Annotated in this window: 20 protein-coding genes; 8 read left to right on the top strand and 12 right to left on the bottom strand. The window is 42.9% G+C overall.

Annotated features, from left to right (window positions below; translation table 11 throughout):
• The first annotated feature begins 262 nt into the window (after positions 1–262).
• The 4 genes from ABIN91_RS08840 to ABIN91_RS08825 are packed head-to-tail and all read left to right on the top strand — an operon-like array spanning position 263 to position 7,466.
• The gene (locus ABIN91_RS08840; RefSeq protein ID WP_348050640.1) at positions 263–3,550 is read left to right on the top strand and encodes a TonB-dependent receptor; all 3,288 of its coding nucleotides are present in this window, start codon (positions 263–265) and stop codon (positions 3,548–3,550) included.
• 20 nt (positions 3,551–3,570) lie between these two features.
• The gene (locus tag ABIN91_RS08835; RefSeq protein ID WP_348050638.1) at positions 3,571–5,586 is read left to right on the top strand and encodes a RagB/SusD family nutrient uptake outer membrane protein; all 2,016 of its coding nucleotides are present in this window, start codon (positions 3,571–3,573) and stop codon (positions 5,584–5,586) included.
• A gap of 36 nt (positions 5,587–5,622) precedes the next feature.
• The gene (locus tag ABIN91_RS08830) at positions 5,623–6,546 is read left to right on the top strand and encodes a DUF5017 domain-containing protein (RefSeq protein ID WP_348050636.1); all 924 of its coding nucleotides are present in this window, start codon (positions 5,623–5,625) and stop codon (positions 6,544–6,546) included.
• 41 nt (positions 6,547–6,587) lie between these two features.
• Positions 6,588–7,466 carry a hypothetical protein gene (locus ABIN91_RS08825; protein WP_348050634.1) on the top strand — a complete coding sequence of 293 codons (879 nt, stop codon included), beginning with the start codon at positions 6,588–6,590 and terminating at the stop codon, positions 7,464–7,466.
• A gap of 254 nt (positions 7,467–7,720) precedes the next feature.
• Here ABIN91_RS08825 and ABIN91_RS08820 read toward each other — a convergent pair whose 3' ends face one another.
• The 5 genes from ABIN91_RS08820 to fabG all read right to left on the bottom strand — a co-directional run bounded on the left by ABIN91_RS08820 (position 7,721) and on the right by fabG (position 12,968).
• Positions 7,721–9,508 carry an ATP-binding protein gene (locus ABIN91_RS08820; RefSeq protein WP_348050632.1) on the bottom strand — a complete coding sequence of 596 codons (1,788 nt, stop codon included), beginning with the start codon at positions 9,506–9,508 and terminating at the stop codon, positions 7,721–7,723.
• Between the two features lie 57 nt (positions 9,509–9,565).
• Complete coding sequence (locus ABIN91_RS08815) at positions 9,566–11,131, bottom strand: hybrid sensor histidine kinase/response regulator (protein ID WP_348050630.1); 1,566 nt, start codon at positions 11,129–11,131, stop codon at positions 9,566–9,568.
• Between the two features lie 196 nt (positions 11,132–11,327).
• Positions 11,328–11,687, bottom strand: a complete 360-nt coding sequence (locus ABIN91_RS08810) for a hypothetical protein (protein ID WP_348050628.1) — start codon at positions 11,685–11,687, stop codon at positions 11,328–11,330.
• Positions 11,688–11,726: 39 nt separating this feature from the next.
• Positions 11,727–12,146, bottom strand: coding sequence for a 3-hydroxyacyl-ACP dehydratase (locus ABIN91_RS08805; RefSeq protein WP_348050626.1), 420 nt, complete (start codon positions 12,144–12,146; stop codon positions 11,727–11,729).
• A 93-nt stretch (positions 12,147–12,239) separates the two neighbouring features.
• Complete coding sequence (fabG, locus tag ABIN91_RS08800; RefSeq protein ID WP_348050624.1) at positions 12,240–12,968, bottom strand: 3-oxoacyl-ACP reductase FabG; 729 nt, start codon at positions 12,966–12,968, stop codon at positions 12,240–12,242.
• Between the two features lie 195 nt (positions 12,969–13,163).
• Here fabG and ABIN91_RS08795 point away from each other — a divergent pair, with 195 nt between their 5' ends.
• Both ABIN91_RS08795 and ABIN91_RS08790 read left to right on the top strand, forming a co-directional pair.
• A complete protein-coding gene (locus tag ABIN91_RS08795; protein ID WP_348050622.1) occupies positions 13,164–14,384 on the top strand; it encodes a dicarboxylate/amino acid:cation symporter in 1,221 nt (406 codons plus the stop codon).
• Positions 14,385–14,463: 79 nt separating this feature from the next.
• Positions 14,464–15,303 carry a phosphodiester glycosidase family protein gene (locus ABIN91_RS08790; protein ID WP_348050620.1) on the top strand — a complete coding sequence of 280 codons (840 nt, stop codon included), beginning with the start codon at positions 14,464–14,466 and terminating at the stop codon, positions 15,301–15,303.
• A 1-nt stretch (position 15,304) separates the two neighbouring features.
• On the opposite strand, the gene ABIN91_RS08785 is transcribed toward ABIN91_RS08790, so the two are convergent.
• Positions 15,305–15,529, bottom strand: a complete 225-nt coding sequence (locus tag ABIN91_RS08785; protein WP_348050618.1) for a DUF4287 domain-containing protein — start codon at positions 15,527–15,529, stop codon at positions 15,305–15,307.
• 15 nt (positions 15,530–15,544) lie between these two features.
• Entirely contained in the window at positions 15,545–15,715 is a 171-nt protein-coding gene (locus tag ABIN91_RS08780) for a hypothetical protein (RefSeq protein WP_348050616.1), read from the bottom strand.
• A gap of 160 nt (positions 15,716–15,875) precedes the next feature.
• Here ABIN91_RS08780 and ABIN91_RS08775 point away from each other — a divergent pair, with 160 nt between their 5' ends.
• Positions 15,876–18,326 (top strand): DUF5686 and carboxypeptidase regulatory-like domain-containing protein, encoded by a 2,451-nt coding sequence (locus ABIN91_RS08775; protein WP_348050614.1) that lies wholly within the window; start codon positions 15,876–15,878, stop codon positions 18,324–18,326.
• Positions 18,327–18,333: 7 nt separating this feature from the next.
• Here ABIN91_RS08775 and ABIN91_RS08770 read toward each other — a convergent pair whose 3' ends face one another.
• The 3 genes from ABIN91_RS08770 to dapF all read right to left on the bottom strand — a co-directional run bounded on the left by ABIN91_RS08770 (position 18,334) and on the right by dapF (position 20,474).
• A complete protein-coding gene (locus tag ABIN91_RS08770; RefSeq protein ID WP_348050612.1) occupies positions 18,334–18,525 on the bottom strand; it encodes a twin-arginine translocase TatA/TatE family subunit in 192 nt (63 codons plus the stop codon).
• A 374-nt stretch (positions 18,526–18,899) separates the two neighbouring features.
• Entirely contained in the window at positions 18,900–19,568 is a 669-nt protein-coding gene (locus ABIN91_RS08765) for an NAD-dependent epimerase/dehydratase family protein (protein WP_348050610.1), read from the bottom strand.
• Positions 19,569–19,676: 108 nt separating this feature from the next.
• Positions 19,677–20,474 (bottom strand): diaminopimelate epimerase, encoded by a 798-nt coding sequence (gene dapF / locus ABIN91_RS08760; RefSeq protein WP_348050608.1) that lies wholly within the window; start codon positions 20,472–20,474, stop codon positions 19,677–19,679.
• Positions 20,475–20,671: 197 nt separating this feature from the next.
• Here dapF and ABIN91_RS08755 point away from each other — a divergent pair, with 197 nt between their 5' ends.
• Complete coding sequence (locus ABIN91_RS08755) at positions 20,672–22,207, top strand: Do family serine endopeptidase (protein WP_348050831.1); 1,536 nt, start codon at positions 20,672–20,674, stop codon at positions 22,205–22,207.
• 128 nt (positions 22,208–22,335) lie between these two features.
• Here the strand turns inward: ABIN91_RS08755 and ABIN91_RS08750 are convergent, their stop codons facing one another.
• Together ABIN91_RS08750 and ABIN91_RS08745 are read right to left on the bottom strand one after the other, a co-directional pair.
• Positions 22,336–23,268 carry a bestrophin family ion channel gene (locus ABIN91_RS08750; RefSeq protein ID WP_348050606.1) on the bottom strand — a complete coding sequence of 311 codons (933 nt, stop codon included), beginning with the start codon at positions 23,266–23,268 and terminating at the stop codon, positions 22,336–22,338.
• A gap of 17 nt (positions 23,269–23,285) precedes the next feature.
• The gene (locus ABIN91_RS08745; RefSeq protein ID WP_348050604.1) at positions 23,286–23,783 is read right to left on the bottom strand and encodes a hypothetical protein; all 498 of its coding nucleotides are present in this window, start codon (positions 23,781–23,783) and stop codon (positions 23,286–23,288) included.
• Between the last annotated feature and the right edge of the window lie 38 nt (positions 23,784–23,821).

Below are 23,821 nucleotides of genomic sequence, written 5' to 3'. Positions count from 1 at the left end.
GAAAATCGCAACCTCATAAAATCGGGTCAATACCTTATCAAAATTTGAAGTTTTTTTTGAATTTGTTAAGATTTTACCATTTACTAAACCGTTTTAGTATTTTTTTTATAAAAATTAGAATTTTGGCAAAAAACAAAGCTAAATATTTCGGTAAACCGATTTAGTATATCTATATTTGATATAACCAATTATTCAGGGTAGCTCCAAACTACACTAAATACATTATTAACTTTTGTTTGTTTAACCTAAAATAGCATTGATTATGAATGAAAATTCTACAAAGATCCAGGTGGAAAAATTGACGCCTATAGATGTAGGTGTTTTTCGCCGGCAAGGCAGCCTTAAGCTTTTAAGTGTTTGCCTTGGCATTTTTCTAACACTGTGTTGTTCCTTTGTTTCGGCACAGCAGGTAAAAATTACCGGAACCGTATCCGATAATAGCGAAACCATGGTGGGTGTAACGGTAAAAGTTAAGGGAACGGTCCTCGCCGTAACAACCGATGCCAACGGAAAATATGCCATATCGGCTCCCGGACCGCAATCTGTGCTGGTTTTTAGCTTTATAGGTTTTGTACCCAAAGAGGTTACCGTAGGCACGCAACGTGTAATAGATGTAACGTTACTGTCAAGTCAATCACAATTGAATGAAGTGGTAGTAATTGGCTATGGCACCGTTAGAAAGCCCGACGCAACAGGCGCTGTTGCCGTTGTACGGATGAACGAGATAAATAAAGCCCCTGTTACCTCTATAGATCAAGCCTTAGCAGGCCGCATAGCCGGCGTACAGGTAACATCGCCCGATGGGCAGCCCGGCTCTGCGCCGGATATTACGGTACGTGGTACAGGCTCTATAACTAATAGCTCGTCGCCATTATACGTGGTTGATGGTTTCCCGCAGGAGGGTAACCCGTTCAGCTTTTTAAACGCGCAGGATGTTGAAAGTGTAACCGTGTTAAAAGATGCCTCATCAACCGCTATATACGGCGCCAGGGGCTCTAACGGGGTGGTTGTTATCACTACCAAAAGAGGAAACGAAGGGACTCCTAAAATCAATTATAACGCGTTTGTCGGCGTGCAAAGCATTGCCAAACAAACAGCGGTAATGAGCCCGTACGATTTTGTAAGGCTACAGCTTGATATCAACCCTCAAAATGCCAACGCGCTTTATTTAGGCAATGGCCGCAGCCTTGATTACTACCGCACCGCACCTTATATTAACTGGCAGGACAAAGTGTTCCAGGATGCTCCTTTTATGAACCATAGCATCAGCGTGGCGGGTAAATCGGGTAAAACCAATTACTATATATCAGGCAGCTATGTTGATCAGAAAGGTTTAATGGTGGCCAGTGGATTTAACCGTTACCAGGGCCGTATATCGCTCGATCAGGAAGTGGTAAAGAATTTTAAGATCGGGATAACCGCCAATTACGGGTACACCAAGTCGTACGGTAATATTCCAAGTACGCAAAGCCAGGGTATTAGTGGCGCCCCGGGTACACAAAACAACCCCCAGTTCAATTTAATGTTCGGTATATGGGGTTTCCGCCCGGTAAATGGCGGCGACCTGAGTGTTTTAGAAAATACACTCTATGATGCCGAAGGCAGTACCGGGGCATCGGGTGTGTTGGATAGGATGAATCCTTATATCCTGGCCATCAATACGCTTAACAATACCATCAATACCAACTTAAACACAAATACCTATGCTGAGTTTACCTTTCTCAAAAAGTTTGTGCTGCGTAGCACGGCTGGTATAAATATTACAACTAACTACAACGAGTTTTTTAATAACTCACAAACACGTGCAGGTAGCCCTTTAACCAGCCAGGGTAATCAAAACGGTTTAAGTGGCGGGGTAAGCAACTCATATAATCCTAGTTTTTTGAATGAAAATACCATTACTTACAATACTACGATCGCTAAAATTCATCATATCAATGCCCTGATCGGTTTTACTGATCAAACCACATCATCACGATCAAACTCCTTAAATGCGATCAAAATACCTAATGAGGCGTTGGGTGTAAGCGGCGTTGACGAAGGCGTGCTGAATGGTATTGGTGTAAATACATCAACCAATACGCAGGTTGCTTTTTTAGGCAGGATAAATTATGATTATAGATCAAAATACCTGTTAACAGCATCCATGCGTGCCGATGGTTCGTCCAAGTTTTATACGGGCAACAAATGGGGGTATTTCCCTACCGCGGCCTTGGCCTGGAAGATATCAGAAGAACCTTTTATGCAAAAGTTGACCGCTTTAAACAATACAAAACTGCGTGTTAGCTACGGTTTAACAGGTAATAACCGTGTGGGTGATTTTGCTTATACATCGCCTATAGCGGTGAGCAACGCCAACAGCGCGTCCATACGTTACTCGTATGGTAATACCATAGTTTCGGGCGCTATACCTACTGCTATATTTAACCCCGATCTGAAATGGGAAACCGGCACGCAGCTGGATGTAGGTTTTGAGACCGGAATATTAAAAGACAGGTTTAGTGTAGAGGTGGACTACTACCGCCGCAAAACCGGAAATTTATTACTACAGGCCGCTTTACCTAACAGTATAGGCTATTCATCCGAGCAACTAAATGTTGGCGATATACAAAATGAGGGTATCGAGGTATCATTAAGCAGCACCAACATCCGCACGAAGAGCTTTACGTGGACATCGAACTTTAACATTTCGTTTAACCGCAATAAGGTGTTGGCGCTTTCGCAGGGAGGGGTTACCCGCTTAGATGCAAGTGCCAGCCAGACATTTGGATCCGACTATCAAAACCAGCCATCGTACATTGCTAAGGTAGGCCAACCAGTAGCGTTAATTTACGGTTATATAGCCGATGGCTTGTACCGCCTTGCCGATTTCGACAAAATTATAAACGGAACCTCGGTAACTTACCGCTTAAAACCTGGTATCCCGTACTATGGCGGTAACCCTGTAACCGTACAACCCGGCGACCTGAAAGTAAAGGACCTGAACGGTGATGGTGTTACTAACGACCAGGATTATGCTACGATCGGCAACCCTATGCCTATCCATTATGGTGGTTTGTCTAACAATTTTACCTATAAAGGTTTCGATCTGAATGTGTTTATGCAATGGTCTTACGGTAACCAGATATTGAACGGCAATAAAGCGCTGTTTGATGGCGGTACCACCGGCGATACCCGTAACATGAACCAAAACTTTTTTGCTGAGTATGCCGATTACTGGACACCCACTAATGATGGCGCGCAATACCAGCGCCCGCTTGCCAATGCTACTAACGTGCGTACCATATCATCGCGCCTGGTTGAAGATGGCTCATACCTGCGGTTAAAAACGATCCAGATCGGTTATAATTTCCCTAAAGTGATCTTAAGTAAGATCAAAATATCAAACCTGAGGTTATTCGCATCGGGACAAAACCTGTACACCTGGACCCATTACTCGGGTCAGGATCCGGAAGTTTCCACAAAGAGTTCGCCAACCACTCCGGGTTTTGATTACTCGCCATATCCAAGGGCGCGCGTGTTTGTTTTTGGGGCAAATATTACTTTATAACATTTAAAAAGATTACGACCATGAAACGTATAACCATAGCATTACTCATTCTCACCTTTTTGGTACCCATGAGCTCGTGCAAAAAATATTTAGAGACCAAGCCAAGCGATTATGCCATTACCAGCGATTATTACAGCAATAAGCAGGAAGTGGACTATGCTTTAGCAGGCATTTACCAGGTGCTGCGCACCAGCAACATGTGCTTAAACTACATACGCGAAGCCAATGCCGCTACCGACGAAAGCTATTTTAGAAACGGTAATGTGCAGGTAGGCCCGGCATCGTACACCAATGTATCTACCAATGCTATTAGTAGCAACTTTTGGAACAGTTGCTACCAGGGTATCAACTACTGTAATACCTTTTTAGATAACATCAAAAACTCCGAAAACAAAGGAATAGATCCGGTGTACCTGACCAATTCAAAAGGCGAAGCACTTTTTTTACGGGGATACTATTATTTTATGCTGGCACAATGGTTTGGCGGTGTGCCATTACATTTAAACGCCGCTGTTTCTATAACCGACGGGCAATTGGCAAGAGCCACCTTACAGCAAACCTACGATCAGATCATTACCGATATGACCACTGCCGAGGGAATGCTGCAGAACCAAACCTTCGCTACATTTGGCTACTCCGAAAAAGTAACTATTGAAGCCGTACAGGGTATTTTGGCCCGTGTATGCTTACACGCCGCAGGCGCACCTTTAAATGATACCAAACGCTATACCGACGCGTTAACCTGGGCCAATAAAGTTATAGCGGCGGGTAAACACTCGCTGGTTCCAAGCTTTACTTCGTTATGGACGGATGAAGCCAAAAATAGGTATAATAACGAAACCATTTGGGAGGTTGGCTTTACTGTTGCCGGTATAGCCAATGCGCAAAACTTAGGCGGCCCTGTTGGTGTTACGGTGGGTGTGCCTCAAGCAGGCTCATTCACCACACCATTTATAGCTACCGATAGCGGTTTTTGCGAAGGCATAATAGCATTGCAGCCCCGCTTATACAAAGCGTATGCTCCCGGCGATCTGCGCCGCGACAGAACTATAGGTAAATACCTTTATACCGTAACCACAACAACCATAGGTAAAACTTACCTTAACGAGTTTCAGATATGGGAAAGATACCCTGCAAAATGGAGAAGAGAAGAAGAGGACCCTATCAGTAAAACGGTACGGAACAACTCGCAGCAAAACTGGCCGCTGTTGCGCTATGCCGATGTGCTGTTGATGGCCGCCGAAGCCGAAAATGAGATAAGCGGCCCAAGTGCAACCATATATAACAACATTAATTTGGTGCGCCGCAGGGCATATAGCACCACCAACTATGTTGAAACCATTAATTTTACCAACGCGCCAACCACAAATTACAATACCGTACCACCGGTTACCATTACAGGCGGCGGCGGTACAGGTGCAACGGCTCTGGCATTTTTAACAAGCAGCCAAATATCATCCATCACCGTTATAACAGCGGGTACGGGCTACACCTCGGCACCTACGGTTACCATTGGTTTGCCATGGGGAGCAGGTGTGTTATACGCCGTTAACGACCAGGTGTTTATCTCCGGCCGTGCATACCGGGTTACCACTGCGGGGGTATCAACAGCAACTGCGCCAACCAATACCTCGGGTGCAAGTACTGCCGCTACTACCGGCGCGGTATTTACTTACGCCGGTGTGCCGGCTACAGCTACAGCGGTATTATCCAATCATGCATCAGCTATTGATCTTACTGCCGGCCTGGGCCAGGGGCCATTGCGTCAGGCTATTCGTGATGAGCGTTACCGCGAATTTGCCTTTGAGTGTTTACGCTACCAGGATCTGGTACGCTGGGGTATACTATATTCTACCGTAAAAAGTTTAGCTAACGATATAGGTGGCATTACTCCGGGTATCCCGGCGGCACCTGCAGCCACAGTATCGGCGGCAATTATACCGGTAAATAACATTACGCCAACGCAAATATTATGGCCAATACCCGCGCTCGAAACTATTTATAACAAACTGATAGTGCAAAACCCGGGGTATTAACAATACAAAGATTTATAGCTTTAATAAGATCAGGAAATGAAAAAATATAACATATTACTGCTTAGCATTATAGCCTTTGGCTTATATGCATGCAACAAATTAACGTTAACCACACCAGCTTTTGACGTAACGGTTAATAAAACAACTTTTAAAGTAGGCGATAGTGTGGTGTTTGTTCTTTCGGGTAATCCCGATAACATCGCATTCTATTCGGGCGAGGTGGGCCATATTTACGATTACAAAAACCGTACTTCGGCAGCCGGTGCTTTAAACCAATTGTCGTTTTCAACTCTTACGGCCAATGTTACGGGTACCGCCCAAACAGGAAACCTTAAGTTATTGGTTTCTTCCAACTTTACCGGCCAGGTCGATTCGCTGCATATCCGCCAGGCCACCTGGACAGATGTTACCAGCCGCGCAGCCATAGCAACCAGCGCAACGTTAACCAGCTCGGGCACGGTCGATCTTTCAGATTTTCAGCAGGCCGGCGATTCGCTTTACATCGCGTTTAAATATCAAAGCGCTACATCATCAGCCGCGGCGCGCGCAAGGCAATATACCGTTAGCGCATTAGTATTTCAAAATGCATTCCCTAATGGTACCGTTTATGCACATAATACCATTAATACCGATGTGCGCTTTGCAGGTTTTGTCGCAACCAGCTTTAAAGGTACTTCTACAAAAGATTCGCTAAAATGGGCCATTGGCTCCACCCTTACGTTTGCACAGGGGGTTGATAATTTAAGCGATGAGGATTGGGCCGTTACCAAAAAGTTCAGGCTTTCGGCTATCCCGCCAGATGTGGCCGTGGGTATAAAAAACAACCAGGTGATATTGCCGCAATATGTTTACAAGTACACTAAACCAGGCACCTATACCGTAACCTTTGTTGGCAATAACGTTACCGGAGATGGCATAAGTGCCGTTGCTAAAACGCTGACGATAACGGTTACCCCGTAGCAGTCCGCTTAATAAAAGTTTTAAAATTAGATGACCCGATCATGATGAAAAAAATAGCCTTACTTGTTTTAGTTATCTTTTCTATTGCCGCGTGCAAAAAAGATAACGCTAAAATGACCCCGATCATATCTTTTGCTGCTAATGCAAAAACCATTGGCGATCCTGTTTATACCTTGCCGCCACCCTTAAGTACCGGCATAGGCGCGTTTACCTATACCAGCAGCAACCCCGCTGTTGCAACCATCAACGGCGACCAGGTAACTATCGTTGGGGTTGGTAATACTACCATAACCGCTACCCAGGCCGCCGATGACAATTACTCGGATGCTACCATAAGTGCTAATTTGCAGGTAGTACCTGTGGGTACTTTTGTAACCGGCCAAAGCTACCTGGGTGGTATTATATTTTATATAAACGGTACCGGCCAGCACGGCCTTATGGTATCACCGGTCGATCTGTCAACTTCGGCACCCTGGGCGCCAACAGTTACCAGCCTGGCCCCAACCAATGCTACATCCTTCACTATCGGATCTGGCGCTGCCAATACAACCAAAATTTTAAATATTTTGGGCAATACCGGCACCTACGCGGCTAAGCTTTGTACCGATTACAGGGGCGGCGGTTTTAGCGATTGGTTTTTACCATCAATAGCCGAACTTGCCTTTATCCGTTATAATAAAGATATCGTAGGCGGCATAGCCAATACAGATTATTGGACATCAAATGAGATAGCCGCATCGCCTACTGCGCCTAACGCGTTATATTTGTCAATGGCACTGCCTTTGGGTACCGCTTTTTTAGGCGCGGCTTCAAACGGAACGGTGATAGCCATACAAGGCACAACATCGGCCAGTACGGTAACTTATTATCCGTTTAGCAAGGCCTATACGTTTTCGGTTAGGGCTGTACGGGCGTTTTAATAGTATCCCAATAAAGGCACCTTAAATATAGGGTGCCTTTAAATTTAAACCTTATAAGACAAAGGCAACATAAAACTGAAGCGTTAAGATTGCCAAACGGAAAAATGGTGCTACAAGATGGGTGTGGATAAAGGTAAGCGGCTGTAGAAGTTGCCTACTAACCGGAAAACATTGATAACTAATGATAAATAAACCTATTTCTATCCTCTATACATAAATAATTATGTTATTTATCAGCTGTTTTTGATAGTATATTATTGTAGCGCAAACTTGATGGTGGTGACTGCGCCCAGCCCGGGGCCATCGCTTTTTATTTCAAATGAGCCCATATGACTTTCCACAATTGATCTGCAATTATATAACCCCAGCCCGGTACCGCTTTTCTTTGTCGTAAAACCTCTTTCACATAAATGTATATTGGTTTCTTCGTCAAACCCCGAACCATTATCAATCAGCTTTAGTTCGATTAAATCGTCATAGGCATCCATTGCCAGAGTTATATTCTTTTCGGGCGCATCAAAAGGCATGGCTTCCAAACTATTTTTAAGTATATTTAAAATTACCTGCATTAGCTTGGTATGGTCTCCCTTTATAACATATGTTCCAGGTTTTATTTTTATATTAAAATGGATCCCATGTTTATCAAACGAGGCAAAAAGCATTGATTTACAGTCGTCAATAATGTTAACAAGATTAACAGGCTTCCTTTCATGTACTCCACCATGTCCTCTTACAAATTGTCTTTGAATGTTAAGTATTTCCTGAATGTGTGTAATGATATTTAACAACTCGGTAATTGATGTATCAATTTCAGCCCGGTTATCGCCCTGCGTTTTGGCCACCCCCTCGGCAATAGTGACCAGGGCAGTAGCTTTGTCGGCACCTAAAACCTGGCTTAACAAGCTTTGTTGCGCCTTTAAAAACGCGCCCAGATTTTTTATCGTATCAATCTTGTTTTGTTCCAGAGCACGGCTAATGCGGCTTAAGTGCGCGCCAAAGCCCACTATTGCGTTCCCGATATCATGCAGCACTTCCGAGGCTATTTCAAATTTACCCTGTGCTATAGCCTTTTCAAGTTCTTGTTCTTTTTGCTGGCTGAGTTGCTCATTTAGTGTTTTCAGATCCGCGGCCTGCCTGCTTAGTTCTTCCGACTGCTGGCTTAGTTCCAGGTTCAGCGCATTTAACATTTCTTCGGCCTGTTTGCGCGCTGTAATATCATGCCCGATACCTAACAAACGGTTAACTTTTCCAAATTCATCACACACCGGAACTTTGGAAGTTAGCAGCCAGCGCTTGTTTCCTGAACTGTCAAAAAAAAACTCCTCTTTGTTGAGGATAGATCTGCCTTCTTTTAAAACGCTCATGTCATCCTCATAACCTCGTAAGGCTATATTGATATTCTCAGGAAATAATTCCATATCGGTTTTGCCTATTACAGCCGCTTCTGATTCGGCCCCGATAGATATTACATCGGCATCGTTCGCAATAATTTTTCTTGCTTCAGCATCCTTAATATATATAACATCAGGCAAATTATCAATCAATGTTCTGAGCAGAATACGTTCCTGCCGAATAGTTTCTTCTGACTGTTTTTGCGCTGTAACATCCACGTGTGTACCAATAAAGATATCCGCATTTTTTTCATCTTTATCGTAAAGTACCCGCCCTCTCGACCAGATCCAGATCCAGCGGTTATCTAAATGGCGCATCCTGAAGTAACTTTCATACATTCCGCTACTTGGGTTTTTCAGATACTCGGCAAATCCGCCAATCGCTTTAGATTTATCATCCGGATGAAGGAGATCTGCCCATGCTGTCTTTAGTTTTTGTTTGTCGGCCGTATTGAAATCCCCGATATCGCGGCCAAGCATCGAGAAATAAACATCATTGCACCACAAAACATCGGTTGCCAAAAAATACTCCCACGCACCGGTATTTGACTCCCTGATCAGTGTTTTATATTTATGTAATTCCTTACTCAAATCATCGGCCGCCAATGTGCTCTTTTCAATTGATCGTCCGCTTAGTATGTCATCTTTCATTTAAACAAGCTTAATGGTGTTGTGGCTATATTTTATTATTGACGGCAGCCGTCTTTTTTATAAAGGGAGCAGGATAGAAAATACGGCACCCGGATTGTTTTCAACCCATATTTCGCCACCATGGGCGGATATATATTGTTTAACGATGGCCAGTCCTAAACCGGTTCCGTTACTTTTTTGCCTGGTAACAAACGGTTCGAATAAGGTTTTAGCTATTTCTGGGGGGATGCCCGTGCCATTATCGGTTACGGTGATCAGCACCTTGTCGCCCTCGTGTATGCGGGCCGAAACAGACACATAGGCACCCGTTATTTTATGATCATGAAGCACATCAACAGCATTATTTACCAGGTTAATAAGGGTTCGCCTAAGTTTGCTTTCATCGCCGGGCACCATCAGAGATTCGGGTATATCTTTATGAAGCGCTATGTTTTCTATTCCTTCTCTTGTTTCGGTTTGTTTCATTGCCTCATCAACTATTTTATTGATGCTGACCGGATGTTTTTTTACCGGCGTTTGCCCGATAAAATCCAAAAAGTCGTCAAATATTTCTGAAGCTTGTTCGGCAGACTGATCGATCAGATCCAAAAGGTCGTTACCCAGGCCGTCATCACGCATTAAAGACGTAATGAGTTTAATGTTTTTGATAGGTGAACGCAGGTCGTGCATTACCATACCTACGGCATTACCCACCGCAGACAGTTTTTCTTTTTGAAGCAGTTTTTCATTCAGTTCGGCATTTCGGATAGCCTGAGCCGCATTTTGAATGAAAATTTTTAGCAGATACATTTTTTCCACTTTCAGTTTCTCCTGCTTTTTAAGCACCGCAAAAATCGAATAATCATCCAATCGTGCTAATACGAGCTCATCAATCTGTATAACCTCATCTTTAGCGATATCGACACTTTTTACACGGGCGATCAATTCTGCCAGATCAATCTTTTCTTCAATTGCGCCAATTGACAGCACTTTTTCATAACTAAAATCATCATGCAGTTTTCCAATCAGGGCCATATCAGTATTTACAGAGATGGCTAACTGGTCGAGTATGTTTTTTAATAATGAGGTAAGCTGGTGTTTATTTAACCCTATCGAGGATATAGATTCCATCAGGCTTTCCAGATTGCGCAACCTGTTATAATCAGTAACACCCTTGGTAGCCAGTTGAATAATTTCTTCAGATGCATAAGGTTTGCAATGATAGCCAACGTTTTGACCCGCCTGCTCTACTATTTCTTCGATGGAGCGATCGCTGTATGCGGTTATAAAAATGATCTCGGCTTTACTGTCGTGTTTTCTAATTTCAATAGCGGTTTCGAGTCCACTCCAGCCGGGCATACGCATATCTAAAAAAATAACAGCATAAGGATTTCCAGCTTCCAATGATGCTTTGACCCGATTAAGCCCTTCCATACCGTTAACTGCTTTGTCAACTGTAAAAGCTGGTAGGTTACTTACACGTGGAGCAAGCAATGGTTTTGGCTCAGCAAATAACAAACTTTCTGCATCACTTATGATTACACTCTCTGCCGATTGTTTTCGCGGAACCAGGATATCTTCAATATTATCTCTGACAATTTCCTCGTCGTCTATAACCAGGATAGCTGCATTTACTACATTCATGATAAAACAATTTTATTTAAAACAATAAATAATCGGAGTGATGGTTGGTTTTTTTTAATTTATACGAAATATAATTGAGTAAGTTATTTTTATTTTCAATTCGGGTTATATATCACAGTGAAATAGAAAAACCACTCAATTATATTCTGGCAATTATTCTTCTGGTCCGATTAACAAATATGACCTGTTAGATCATTCAAATAAATACGCCTTTAAATTTAAAAAGCACAATTGCATTATCGAGCAACCGCGCCTCTACCCAGATTCTGCTCTCATCAATATTGATCTTTAATTCCACTTGGATCAGCTTGTTTTGATCAGGGTTAACAAACGAAAGGAATTTGAGATCTTGGGCCTTCTCTAATCTGATTTTTTTATCGAGATAGTATTCGGTCATCTCTTTTACCATTTGCATCATGCAAACGCCGGGTAAAATTGGCTGGTCAGGGAAGTGGCCCTTAAATATTGGGTGGGCAGCATTAAGTTTGATATTGGCTTTTACAATATTCTCTTCTGTATGCAGATCGGTAAAGATAAAGAAATCATGTAACAACATATCTTTTAAGCCTATAGTAAAATTGAATTTTGATATGATCTAACCTTTAATAAAGATTTTCATTTCGCACTGTGCAAGTAACACTCCTCTGCATTTTACACTGCCTGATATGATGGTTACATCAAAAATCTGATTTTCAATAATTACCTCTGTTTCTATAAGATCGCCTACTTTGGGTAATGAAAAAATTTCCAGATTTTTAATAGCGCCTATATACCCCGTTAAAATCGGATTATTATGCTGTTGCGCAACATAGCCTGCTCCAGCTGCTGCTGTTTGCGCAATGTTCTCTGTTAAACCGGCCTCACTTAATTCACCGTCATAAACAAGCACATTTTCTTCTCTGATTAGCGTTGTTGTTCGTGAGCTAACTTCGTCCCAGCTAACCAATTCATCTATCATTACAAAAGGTGGTTTTTGCGGTATAATAGATAAGATATTTTGTTGTGATACGATCAATTATTATTGCTTAAAATTGTAATTATTACACTCTTCAGGATGAGGATGGTTCTTAGCCATTAGTGAAACATGACATCGCATTATAAAATGAGATTAGGAATACAAGCCACCATTAATCGATAATACCTGGCCTGTAATATATGCAGCTTCTGCTGATGCTAAAAAGCCAACCGCGTGTGCTACTTCCTCTGGTGTGCCAAACCGTTTAACAGGGATCATTGATTTAAAATCGGCTTCGTTAAGCCCTTCTGTCATATCCGTTTTAATAAAACCCGGCGCAACGGCGTTTACCGTTATACCTTGGCGGCCAACTTCTTGTGCTAATGCCTTTGTAGCGCCAATTACACCAGCTTTAGCGGCAGAATAATTAATTTGCCCAGGCAAGCCTTTTAAGCCCGAAAGAGATACCACATTAACTATACGGCCATACCTTTTTAATAACATACTGTTCAACACTAAACGGGTAACATAAAAAAAGCCGTCTAAACTGGTTTTAATTACATTATCCCATTGTTCATCTTTCATCCACATCATCAGCACATCATCTTTAACACCAGCATTATTTACTAATATTTCAATATACTTCTCACTATTGGTTTCAATCCAATTACCTAATATTGGGTTAATGTCATCCTTATTGGCAACGTCAAATTTCAACAACTCTCCATCGCCGCCATTTTGCCTGATCTGGGCAAGGGTTTTATTAGCCTCGTTCTCATTGGTCATATAATTAACCAACACGTAGTATCCCATTTGGGCCATCTTGTAACAAATAGCTCTACCAATACCCCTTGAACCACCAGTTACTAATGCGCATTTCATATTTCAATATTAAAGAAAAGAATAACGTAATTTATGTATAAATGAATTTTAAACGAGGTAAGCTAAAATTACAGGCATTGGCGCCCGGCAAAAACTGTGTGGCTTTTTGTATTCATGCCTTATTGATCAAAAGCAGACTTCTATTAGTTCAATCCAATAGATATTCGTTTTCAATAATATCTGTATCTTTCGGGTATGAGCAACTGGCTTAAAAATTATAGTGGTATGTTCTGGCTTATTGGCGGCATTACAGCCGGTAGTATAGCCGGTATGGTGTTTGGTAAGCAGGCCGAGATTGTTAAACCTATTGGTGACATCTTTCTAAACTTGTTATTCGTTGCGGTTATCCCATTGGTGTTTTTTGCTATCGCTTCGGCAATTGCCAACCTGCAGGGCGCACAAAAACTGAGTAAAATAATGGGTATCATGACGGCTGTATTTTTAGGAACAGTTATCATTTCGGCCTTATTAACTATCATTGCCGTATGGCTGTTCCCTGTTCATCAGCAATTAAATGCCACCGCCGCTGTAATACAAGATGCTGGTAAGCCCTTTTCGGGAGATCAGATAACACAGCTATTTACAACCGGTGAGTTTTTCCAGTTGTTATCCCGCAAAAACATGTTGGCCATGATCATTTTCGCCATATTGGTTGGTTTCGGCACTTTACAATCCGGCGAAAAGGGAAAGGCATTCGGCAATTTTTTAAACTCGGGCAAAGAGGTATTTCAAAACGTATTCATCATCATCATGAAACCCGCGCCTATTGGCTTGGGCGCTTATTTTGCTTACCAGGTAGCCGAGTTTGGTCCAACACTATTTGGCACATATGCGCATACTTTGGGTATTGGTTATGGCGTAAGCCTATTTTATTATGCTGTTTTCTTTAGCCTGTATGCTTTTATAGCGGGCGGTATAACTGGGGTAAAACGATATTGGCAAAACAACATTATACCATCTGCAACAGCTGTAGGTACTTGTAGCAGCATTGCCACCATTCCGGCTAATTTGGACGCCGTTAAAAAGATGGGCGTTAACGATGTGATAGCCGGCATAACCATCCCGCTTGGCGGTACACTGCATAAAGATGGCTCAAGCGTTTCGTCAATTCTAAAAATGGCGGTGGTGTTCGCCATGTTTGGGAAAGGTTTTGACAGCCCGCAAGTGATACTTTTAGCCTTGGGGATGACGGTGCTTGTGAGCATTGTTGAAGGCGGTATCCCTAACGGCGGTTATGTAGGCGAGTTGCTGTTCATCTCCGCCTACGGCTTTCCGCCCGAAGCATTACCCCCGGCAATCATCATCGGAACATTGATCGATCCTGTAGCAACACTATTAAATGCCACCGGAGATACCGTTGCCGCAATGCTGGTTAACCGCTTTGCCGAAGGGCGAAACTGGCTTAAGGCGGCTTAATAATGCTTGGTTGGATTCCTTAACACCCATTACTAACAACGCTAACATAAAATAGATAAGTTTACAGCAAATACTACTCATGAAAAAGCACTGCCTATTTGTTTTTATTGCATCCTTGATCGGTTTCAATGCCTTTGCCCAGTCGGATTCTATAACTTTTGTTAAAGCCAGGTGGGAAACCCAAGAGATAGCGCCGGGTTTAATATTTAAGCACTTCCAATTTGAAAAATGCTTGTTTGATACCAACGAGAACATCAGCATCCTCGAGATCAATCCCAGCAAAAAATTAAAGATCGCTTTGGGATATGAAAAACAGCTCCTCAAAAAAGTAAGCGATTTTGGTAAAAGTGCTAATGCGCTGGCAGCCATTAACGGCAGTTTTTTTGATGTAAAGAACGGCGGCTCGGTTGATATGCTTCGGTTTAACGGGGAGCTTATCAGTACAAACCATTTAGATAAATCGGGCGAACGTGCAAGGCACCAACGGTCGGCCCTGTTATTTAATAAAGGTAAATTGAGCATCGCTAAATGGGACGGTACCCCCGATTGGGAAAGCAAACTAAGCGGCGATATGCTTAATACCGGGCCCTTGCTTATTTACAATAATAGTCCGCAAGTATTAGATAGCACATTGTTTACCCGTGCCCGGCATCCGCGCACGGCCATTGTCATAACTCATAACCGTGTTTTACTGATCACCGTTGACGGGCGAAATGCAAACTCGGCAGGGGTAAATCTGCATGAGCTTACTAAAATATTAACCTGGCTAAAAGCAAACCAAGGCATTAACCTGGATGGCGGCGGCTCAACAACGCTATGGACCAACAAAAACGGCGTTATGAATTACCCTTGCGATAATAAAAAATGGGATCACGAAGGTGAACGCAAAGTGGCTAATGTGGTATTGGTAACTCAATAACCTACTCGCTCTCTTCGTTCTTAATGCCTTTAAGCAATGCGTAGATAGCCATGGCGTGCCCGTGGCCTAAATCAAAATCATCTTTAAGCCATTTAACAATATCACCGGCTTTTACTTTCAATTCGCCGTTTTGGGTAAAACCTTTTTCTTCGGCCATTTGCCTAAAATCTGTTGGTCCTTTACCGGTTTTTGTTTTGATGGTATTGAGATATGCTTGAAACGACATACGTTTGATGTTTAATTATTTCCTGTTTCCTCTTTTATTAATGATCCAGATCAGTAAGCCAATCAATATAAATACCGACCAGATGCCCATTTTAAATCCCAGCCGGAATACCGAACCTACTAACATATAGCAGCTATTCAGCAAAATGGCTATCAGCACTAAACCAAAATAGTGAATTTTCTTCATCAGGGGGCGAAAGTAAAAATTTAGAATGATATTGTACCCTCATCTAAACAAGCGCTTTATGTAAAGATTATAATTAATATCGTTTAAATTAAACCTAAATAGCTGCATAATGGTTGATGTATCGTATTTTTATGGGTGATTTTTTACTTGGTTAACTGATATGCGGGCGTTTGCTGTAGCTTTAATTATTTTCCTTTCGGGATGGTCCGCGTGTTTTGCGCAGGGTTATACCATTGAAGGTAAAATAACTGATGTGCATAGTAACCCTCTTGCCTTTGTTCCGGTTTACATTAAAGGCACCACAAACGGAACCATTGCCAACGAACATGGCGTTTACCAGCTCAAACTCCAACCCGGCACATACACCGTAGTATTCCGTTTTGTAGGCTATGAACAGCAAACCGAGCAAATAGTAATTATTGACCAGAACGTAAAGCTCGACATGAAGCTTGAGCCCGAAAGCTACACGCTGGAATCATACCTTCCGCAGGATACCGAATTGGATAGCGCCTATGTAATTATGCAGAAGGTAATAGCCCGCCGCAAATTTTATCTCAATCAGGTTAAAGAGTATTCGTGCCAGGTTTATCTCAAGGCTGATCAAAAACTTTTAAACGCCCCACACACTTTTTTAAAGGCCGATGTTGCCAAAATATTAAACCTCGATCCCGAAAGGCGCGGTATTATCAGCCTGTTTGAGTCGATATCAAATTTTGATGCGCGCCATCCCGGTAAGGTAAAAGAGGTGATGCTGGGCGTCAAATCTGCCGGTGGTGAAAACCCATTTGGCTTTAACCGCGCTACCGACTTACAGGTTAACCTGTACGAAAACCTACTCTCGTGGGGTGGCATGAGCAACCGAAGCTATATATCGCCCATTGCCGATAATGCATTGCGGTTTTATCGCTACCGCCTGTTACAGCGCTTTACCGACGACGATAAAACCATTGATGTAATTGAACTTACTCCCAAACACGAAAACGAACACGTTTTTCACGGCGTTATCTATGTGATAGAAAACGATTGGAAGCTTTACAGCGCCGATCTGCACCTCTATAAACGCGCCCATATCGATTTTGTGGATACCCTAAATATCCGCACTCAATACATCCCGGTAACGGATAGCGTATGGATGCCCCTGTCCTTAAACTTTAGCTTCACAGGCAACATAATGGGTTTTAAATATGCCGGTTACTTTTTGGGCGTGGCCAATAATTACAATATCCAGCCCAATTTTGATAAGAAGCATTTTAGCGGCGAAGTATTTGAGGTAGGCAAAAACATCAACAAAAAAGACTCCACCTTTTGGGCCAATAACCGCCAGGTACCCTTGCTGGAAGATGAACGACGCTATTACCACCTATTTGAACAAGCCCAGAAAAAACAAGATGAAAACCATGCTAAAGACTCCGTAAAAGGTGTAAACAATAAATTCAGGCTCATACCCTATGTACTAAAGAACTATACCTATCACGATCCTTTTAAAAAGATCACTATCGATGTACCCTCCCCCTCCAAAGTAGTGTTCTACAATACAGTGGAAGGAGCCAGTGTGGATATCAAACCCCGCTTTTTTAAAGAGTACGACCGGCGCAAAACCCTCACCGTTGAACCCGAAGCGCGCTACGGTAACTCCAACAAAATATTCACCTTTAATACCTATGTTAACTATCGGTACAACCCATCAAAACAGGCCGCGGTATACGGTAGTTTTGGGTCCGATTTCCTCGATTTAAACAACTCCGGAACATTGAGTTTATTCCTCAACTCATTAAGTACCCTGTTTACCGGCAACAACTATTTAAAGCTTTATAAAGCCACGTTTGCATCGGGCGGTACCCAGGGCGAAATAATGAACGGGGTGTTGCTGAACGGGCAAATTGAATACGCGCACCGCGAAACAGTGATCAACACAACCCTTTACTCCATCCGGAAAGATAGTACCCAGCTCACCTCAAACAACCCGCTTAACCCGGGCAGCAATGTGCCGCTCTTTCCAAATCACAATGCGTTATCAATACGGGCATCAGCTACCATTACGTTCAATCAGCAGTACACCATCAATCCCGATGGTAAGTTTATTGAGCCTACTAAATATCCTCGCCTGCGTATCAATTACCGCAAAGGCTTCCCTATTCTAAATTCGAGTGTCAATTACGACTTCCTTTCTTTCGATTTCTTTCAGGATCAGCTTAAATGCGGCATCTATGGCTCTGCCTCGTATTTTATCTCGGTTGGTAAATTCTTTAATGCCAGGAGTATTTTTTATCCTGATTACAAGCAGTTTCGCGGTGGACAAAGCTTCTTCTTCGATTCAAGCCTGGGCGCTTTCCACTTCCTTGATTTCTACACTTACAGTACCGATAAAAAGTATTTTGAAGCCCACTATGAGCATAACTTCGCCGGCTTCTTTTTGGGAAGAGTGCCACTTATCCGCAGTCTGAATATAGAGGAAGTGATAGGCGGATCGTACCTGGTGCAAGAGTTGTTGAGCAGTTATAAAGAATACTACTTCGGTTTAAAACGAAGCGTGATCCGGCTGGACTATGGTTTTTCCTACGGCCTCAACCAGCCACGGATACAAGGCCTCAAGTTTACCTATAACTTTTAGGCTACGGCTATTTCTTATCCTCTTTAGGAGGGTCTGTTTTATCATCCTTTCCTTCACTACCCTCCTTAAAATGGCGGATGCTTTGGCCAAGCCCTCTCGCAAACTCAGGGATCTTCTTTCCGCCAAACAGTAATATAGCCAAAAGTACAACCACCAATAGGTCTGGTCCACTCAAAAATAAAAGCGTTGCGTTTGTCATACTTGCAGGTTTACAAAAAATGTTCAACTAAGTTACAAATTAAAACCACTTTAGCTTTTTATCAGACAGGTTACCAAACCAATAACTCCAATAATCAGCGTAACAAATGATGCCTGCCTGTCGGCAGACAGGGGTATCTATGGGTGTTTCGCAATCAAATCATGCAGCGATTGGGGGGGATAAAGTAGGATTTATTTAAATCATTAAAAAATCTTGCTACTTGATACCTGATACTCAAAGAGGGGGATAAAGTAAGACTTTTTTTGTCCTGATTCCCTGTCTGCCGACAGGCAGGCTGCATCTTGGATCTTGATTCCTCTTCTCTACAAGATACGAAAAATTCACGTAATTAGCAAAAAGGACAACAGCCGGCCCTACAATTTAGCTGCGGCCACAATATCCCTAACTTCCAGTATGTTTTTCTCAAAGCCATGCAAAGTTACATTGATCATGGCCTGCCCAACTTCCGATAACAAGCACGACGAGTTAGGAAACACAGTATGCAAAAACGGATATAACCAGCTTAAATAGCGGTAAAGTTTAGGCGTATTTTTAGCGTCCGGTGCGGCCTTCATCAATCCCGGTCTAAAGGCGAATGCCTGCTTAAACGGGAGTTTCATTAAATCATTCTCGGTTTTACCTTTTACACGTGCCCACATTGATTTGCCTTTTTCGGTACTGTCCGTCTGCGCTCCGGATACATAGGTAAAAGTCATATCGGTGTTCAACCGGCTAACGGTACGGGCAAAATTCATGGTCAGGTCATAAGTAAGCTTGGTATACTCCGGCTCCTTCATCCCTACCGATGATACCCCCAAACAAAAGTAACAGGCATTGTACCCGCTCAATTGCCCTTCAATAGCGCTCAGGTCAAAAAAGTCCCCGTGAATAATTTCTTTCAGTTTAGGATGCACAAACCCACAGGGCTTACGGTTGATTACCAGCACCGCTTCAACCTGCGGATGCTTCAAACATTCCATTAAAACACCTTCGCCCACCATCCCGGTAACGCCGGTAATTATCGCTCTTATTTTATTGTCCATTTCAGAAGGTAAAAGTCAATAAATTAAACCTACGTTATTTTGTTGAATAGCTCGTTTTTCTTTGGCAGGCAGTTCGCCAGGATACTTTCACCATCAAAAATCCCCCCTTTAGGGGGTTAGGGGGCTCTCCACTGTTCCCTCAAACACCAATTTAGCAGGCCCCTCTAAAAATATATTGCTAAACTCATTCCCATCCCGGTCAAAGTGAATGATCAGATCACCACCTAAAACTTTTACAGGCGTATCCACATGCCCGGTTTTATTATGATGTATAGCCATCGCGATAGCGCAAGCCGTAACGCCCGAACCACAGGCATAAGTTTCATCCTCAACACCACGCTCAAAAGTGCGCACAAAATAACCATCGTTCAAAGGCTCAATAAAATTCACATTGATCCCCTTTTCGCGATAGGTAGCATTATTGCGGATAGCTCCGCCATCGTGAAAAACGTTTTTCGATTTCAGATCATCAACCAATTGAATATAATGCGGCGAACCCGTGTTCAGCACATAAGCCTCACCATCGCGTTTAACGCTGCCTTCAAATATCATTTGTAAACTAACCCAATCGCCAGTGTTAGATATTTTGGCATAATGCGGGCCGTCAACCGCCAAAAATTCAGTTTCGTTTTCAATCACACCCAGGTACTTGGCAAAGGCCACAATGCATCTACCGCCATTACCGCACATGCTGCTGGGCTGCCCATCGCTGTTATAATAAACCATTTCAAAATCGTAGCCTTCTTTCAGTTGCAAAAACATCATCCCATCGCCACCCACACCAAAACGGCGGTCGCATAGTTTGGCAATTAATTCCGGATTTTGATGATCTACAACGTTTTCGCGGTTATCAACCAACACAAAATCATTCCCTGCTCCCTGGTATTTATAAAATTGAATATTCACAGTATCAAATTAAAGTACACACAAAAATATCATTTATTAGGTAACCTTTTCAGGGCAGTTCTGTCATAATAAAATCACGTAAGTTTATGAACTTAAAAACATTAACATTTTTTAACACAAATTGGGCTAACTGCCTATTGACTTGATAGTCTATATGGTATTAAATTTGAATAAGAAAAGTGAAAAAGATAGAAAATATGAAAAAATTTGGTTTAACAGTTTTAACAGCCTTCTTAGGTGGTGCCATGGCGATAGGCGCTTATAAAGTAATTGAGAACAATAGAGAAAACAACATGTCTTTCGAAGATCGCCAAAAAGTGTACTTCGCAAGTAACCGCGAGCCGGCTATCGTATCATCAACCGGTAATCTCGATTTTACCGAAGCGGCAGCGGCAGTAACCCCGGCAGTAGTTTATATCCGTACCACTTTCGCGCCAGCAAGCGGCGGCGGTCAGGACGAAATGGAGCAAATGTTCGGTCAGATGTTTGGCCAGCGCTCACGCCCGCAAGGCCCTCAAAAAGCATCGGGCTCAGGTGTGATTATTTCAACAGATGGCTACATTGTAACCAACAATCACGTAGTTGAAAAGGCCGACAAAATTGAGGTGACTATGAACGATAAGCGCGTTTTCCAGGCAAAAGTTATCGGTACCGATCCAAATACTGATCTGGCCCTGATCAAGATCAGCGGAACTAACCTGCCCATTGTAAAGCTGGGTAACTCAGACGAATCTCGCGTTGGCGAGTGGGTACTGGCTGTAGGTAACCCCTTCAACCTAACCTCAACCGTAACCGCCGGTATCATTAGCGCCAAGGGCCGTAACATCGGAATCATCGGCAGCCATAGCGACGAGGATAACAATAACCCGTTTGGCCGTACCCGTTTACAGCAAAGCGCGCCTAAATTGAATAAAGCCATCGAGTCGTTCATCCAAACCGATGCCGCCATTAACCCCGGCAATAGCGGCGGTGCATTGGTAAATACAAAGGGTGAGCTTATCGGTATCAATGCCGCCATTGCCTCACAAACCGGCTCATACGAAGGCTATGGCTTTGCCATCCCGGTTAATCTGGCCAAAAAAGTATTGAACGATATTCAAAAATACGGTTCAGTAAAACGTGGTTTGGTAGGTGTTAGCTTTACCGAGTTAAACACCGATGCAGCACAACAATTAGGTACCGATAAAACCGTAGGCTTATACGTGAACGACCTGGTAGCAGGTGGTGGTGCCGAAGCAGCCGGATTGCGCAAAGGCGATATCATCTCCAAAGTGAACGGGCATACCGTAACCGAATCTTCCGACTTGCAGGAAACCGTAGGCCGCCTACAACCCGGCGATAAGATCAACTTAACCGTTATCCGCGATGGCAGCGAGAAAAACTTCGCCGTAACGCTTAAACCCGAAACCATAGAAAACCGTGTAGCTGCAGTTAACAGATCTGCCGAGGAGCTATACAACAAATTAGGTGCAGGCTTCCAGGCTTTAACCGATGGGCAAAAAGCTAAATACGGTGTAAAATCGGGCGTGGCCGTAACGCAGGTTCGCCCCGGCAAAATGTTTGATGATCTGGGCGTAGAAGTAGGTTCGGTAATCACCAGCGTCAACAACACCCCCATCAACGCCCCAGCTGATATTGATAAAGCGTTAACCAACCTAAAAAACGGTAACCTCAAAATATCCGGCATCGATCCGCAAGGTCAGGCATTTAACAATGTTTATACAGTTAGATAATTGATTAGTGTTTTTTAGTTGAATACCGGGCTAACCGCCCAAAAGCAAAATAGCCGGATAACAATATGTTACCCGGCTATTTGCGTTTAAAACAAAATGAAAAATAAAAAGGAACAGTTTTATATCATTTATAAAATGTAATACATCGCGTTTTTGCTTTTATTTACGCCGTCGGCGCTTACCTTATCCTGCACAACCTCATCATGCAGTAGCTGGCTCAAATCGTGTTCTATTTTATTGCTGATACTTGTTGTAGGCGTATCGGTAGGTTTGTTCTCAAACGGATCCTGTAAATGGATAGCCATTTTTTCTATCAAAAAGAACGACGATGAGATAGCAACCACCAACGGTATCTGGAATACACCAAACAACTCAATTAAGCCAAAGGGCAGCAGCATCACAAACAGCAACACCATAATATGGATATAAAAGCTATAGGTTACCGGGAAAACGGTATTCTTGATCCGCTCGCAGCCACCCATCGAGTTGCAAAAACGAGTTATCGTTTCGTCCATGCTCACCTGCTGGTATTCGTTTATCCAATTCATACGCAACAGCAAGCGCAGGTCCGATCCATGTTGCTCCATCAGCGCCAGCGGTACATGGTCCATATGCGCAATGGCCCTTCTTTCATCTTCGGATATATGCTTACCTAAATTCCGGCTCGCATTCTGGCCGCGCAAATGGCTGCTTAAACTATGGCACCAGGCCATCTGGCGTTTAATAATGCGCTCTTTCATTATCCTTTTATCCTCCTCATCATACGAGTTATCAACAAAGGTTAACACCTGCCTGGCAAACGTTCTCGAATCATTTACAATGGCGCCCCATAGTGTCCGCGCTTCCCACCACCTGTCATAAGCCTGGTTTGACCGGAATGCCAGCAGCAACGATATAATAGTACCTAAAATACTGGGTATAGCTATCGGAATAGATACCCCCGGAAAGTTAAAATAGGTATGTGCCACATACACCACGGTTGAATACAGGGCCAACAAGGTAATCTCTACCTTTACTTTGCCTAAAACATAGCTTATCGGGATATTCTTTTTAAGTAACATAAAACCTGGGTTTAAATTTAAACTTCGTTTTCAACCAACTCATTAGCGGGTTGTAGCTTGGGTTTAGGTAACACATACTCAAACACGGGCTTACAATCTAAATGCATTACGGGCCTGTTGCAGCGGCTTATCAGTACCGATGGGTCAATACTGTTTTGAGTAAGCTCATCATATTGATAGTTATTCAGCTTAACAACGGCATCAATATTATTGGCATCTAAAAGGTTGTTGAATATGGCTACCGTACTGCCATAAAAAAATTCTATCCTAATGTTGTTTATCCTGTCGGGATAATTGTTTTTCAGCGTTGCGCCCAGTTTATAAAAAGCTTCCGGTACATGGCGGTACTCTGCCGATCGGCGCGATAACATCAACAACTCCTGGATCGAATCGGTAATATCCAGCACATGTATCAGTATAATGTTTAGCTTATCCGGATAAGTCCTTTTTAATAGTTCGGGTACACAATTAAAGGTTTCCGGTTTAAAATCTGTTGGAATGAGAATAGTTTTCATAATTGCCTTATTATTTGGTTAACTAATATTGTTTGATA

The sequence above is a fragment of the Mucilaginibacter sp. genome (genome assembly GCF_039921305.1).
Taxonomy (GTDB): domain Bacteria; phylum Bacteroidota; class Bacteroidia; order Sphingobacteriales; family Sphingobacteriaceae; genus Mucilaginibacter.
This window is presented reverse-complemented; position numbering and strand designations above follow the sequence as displayed.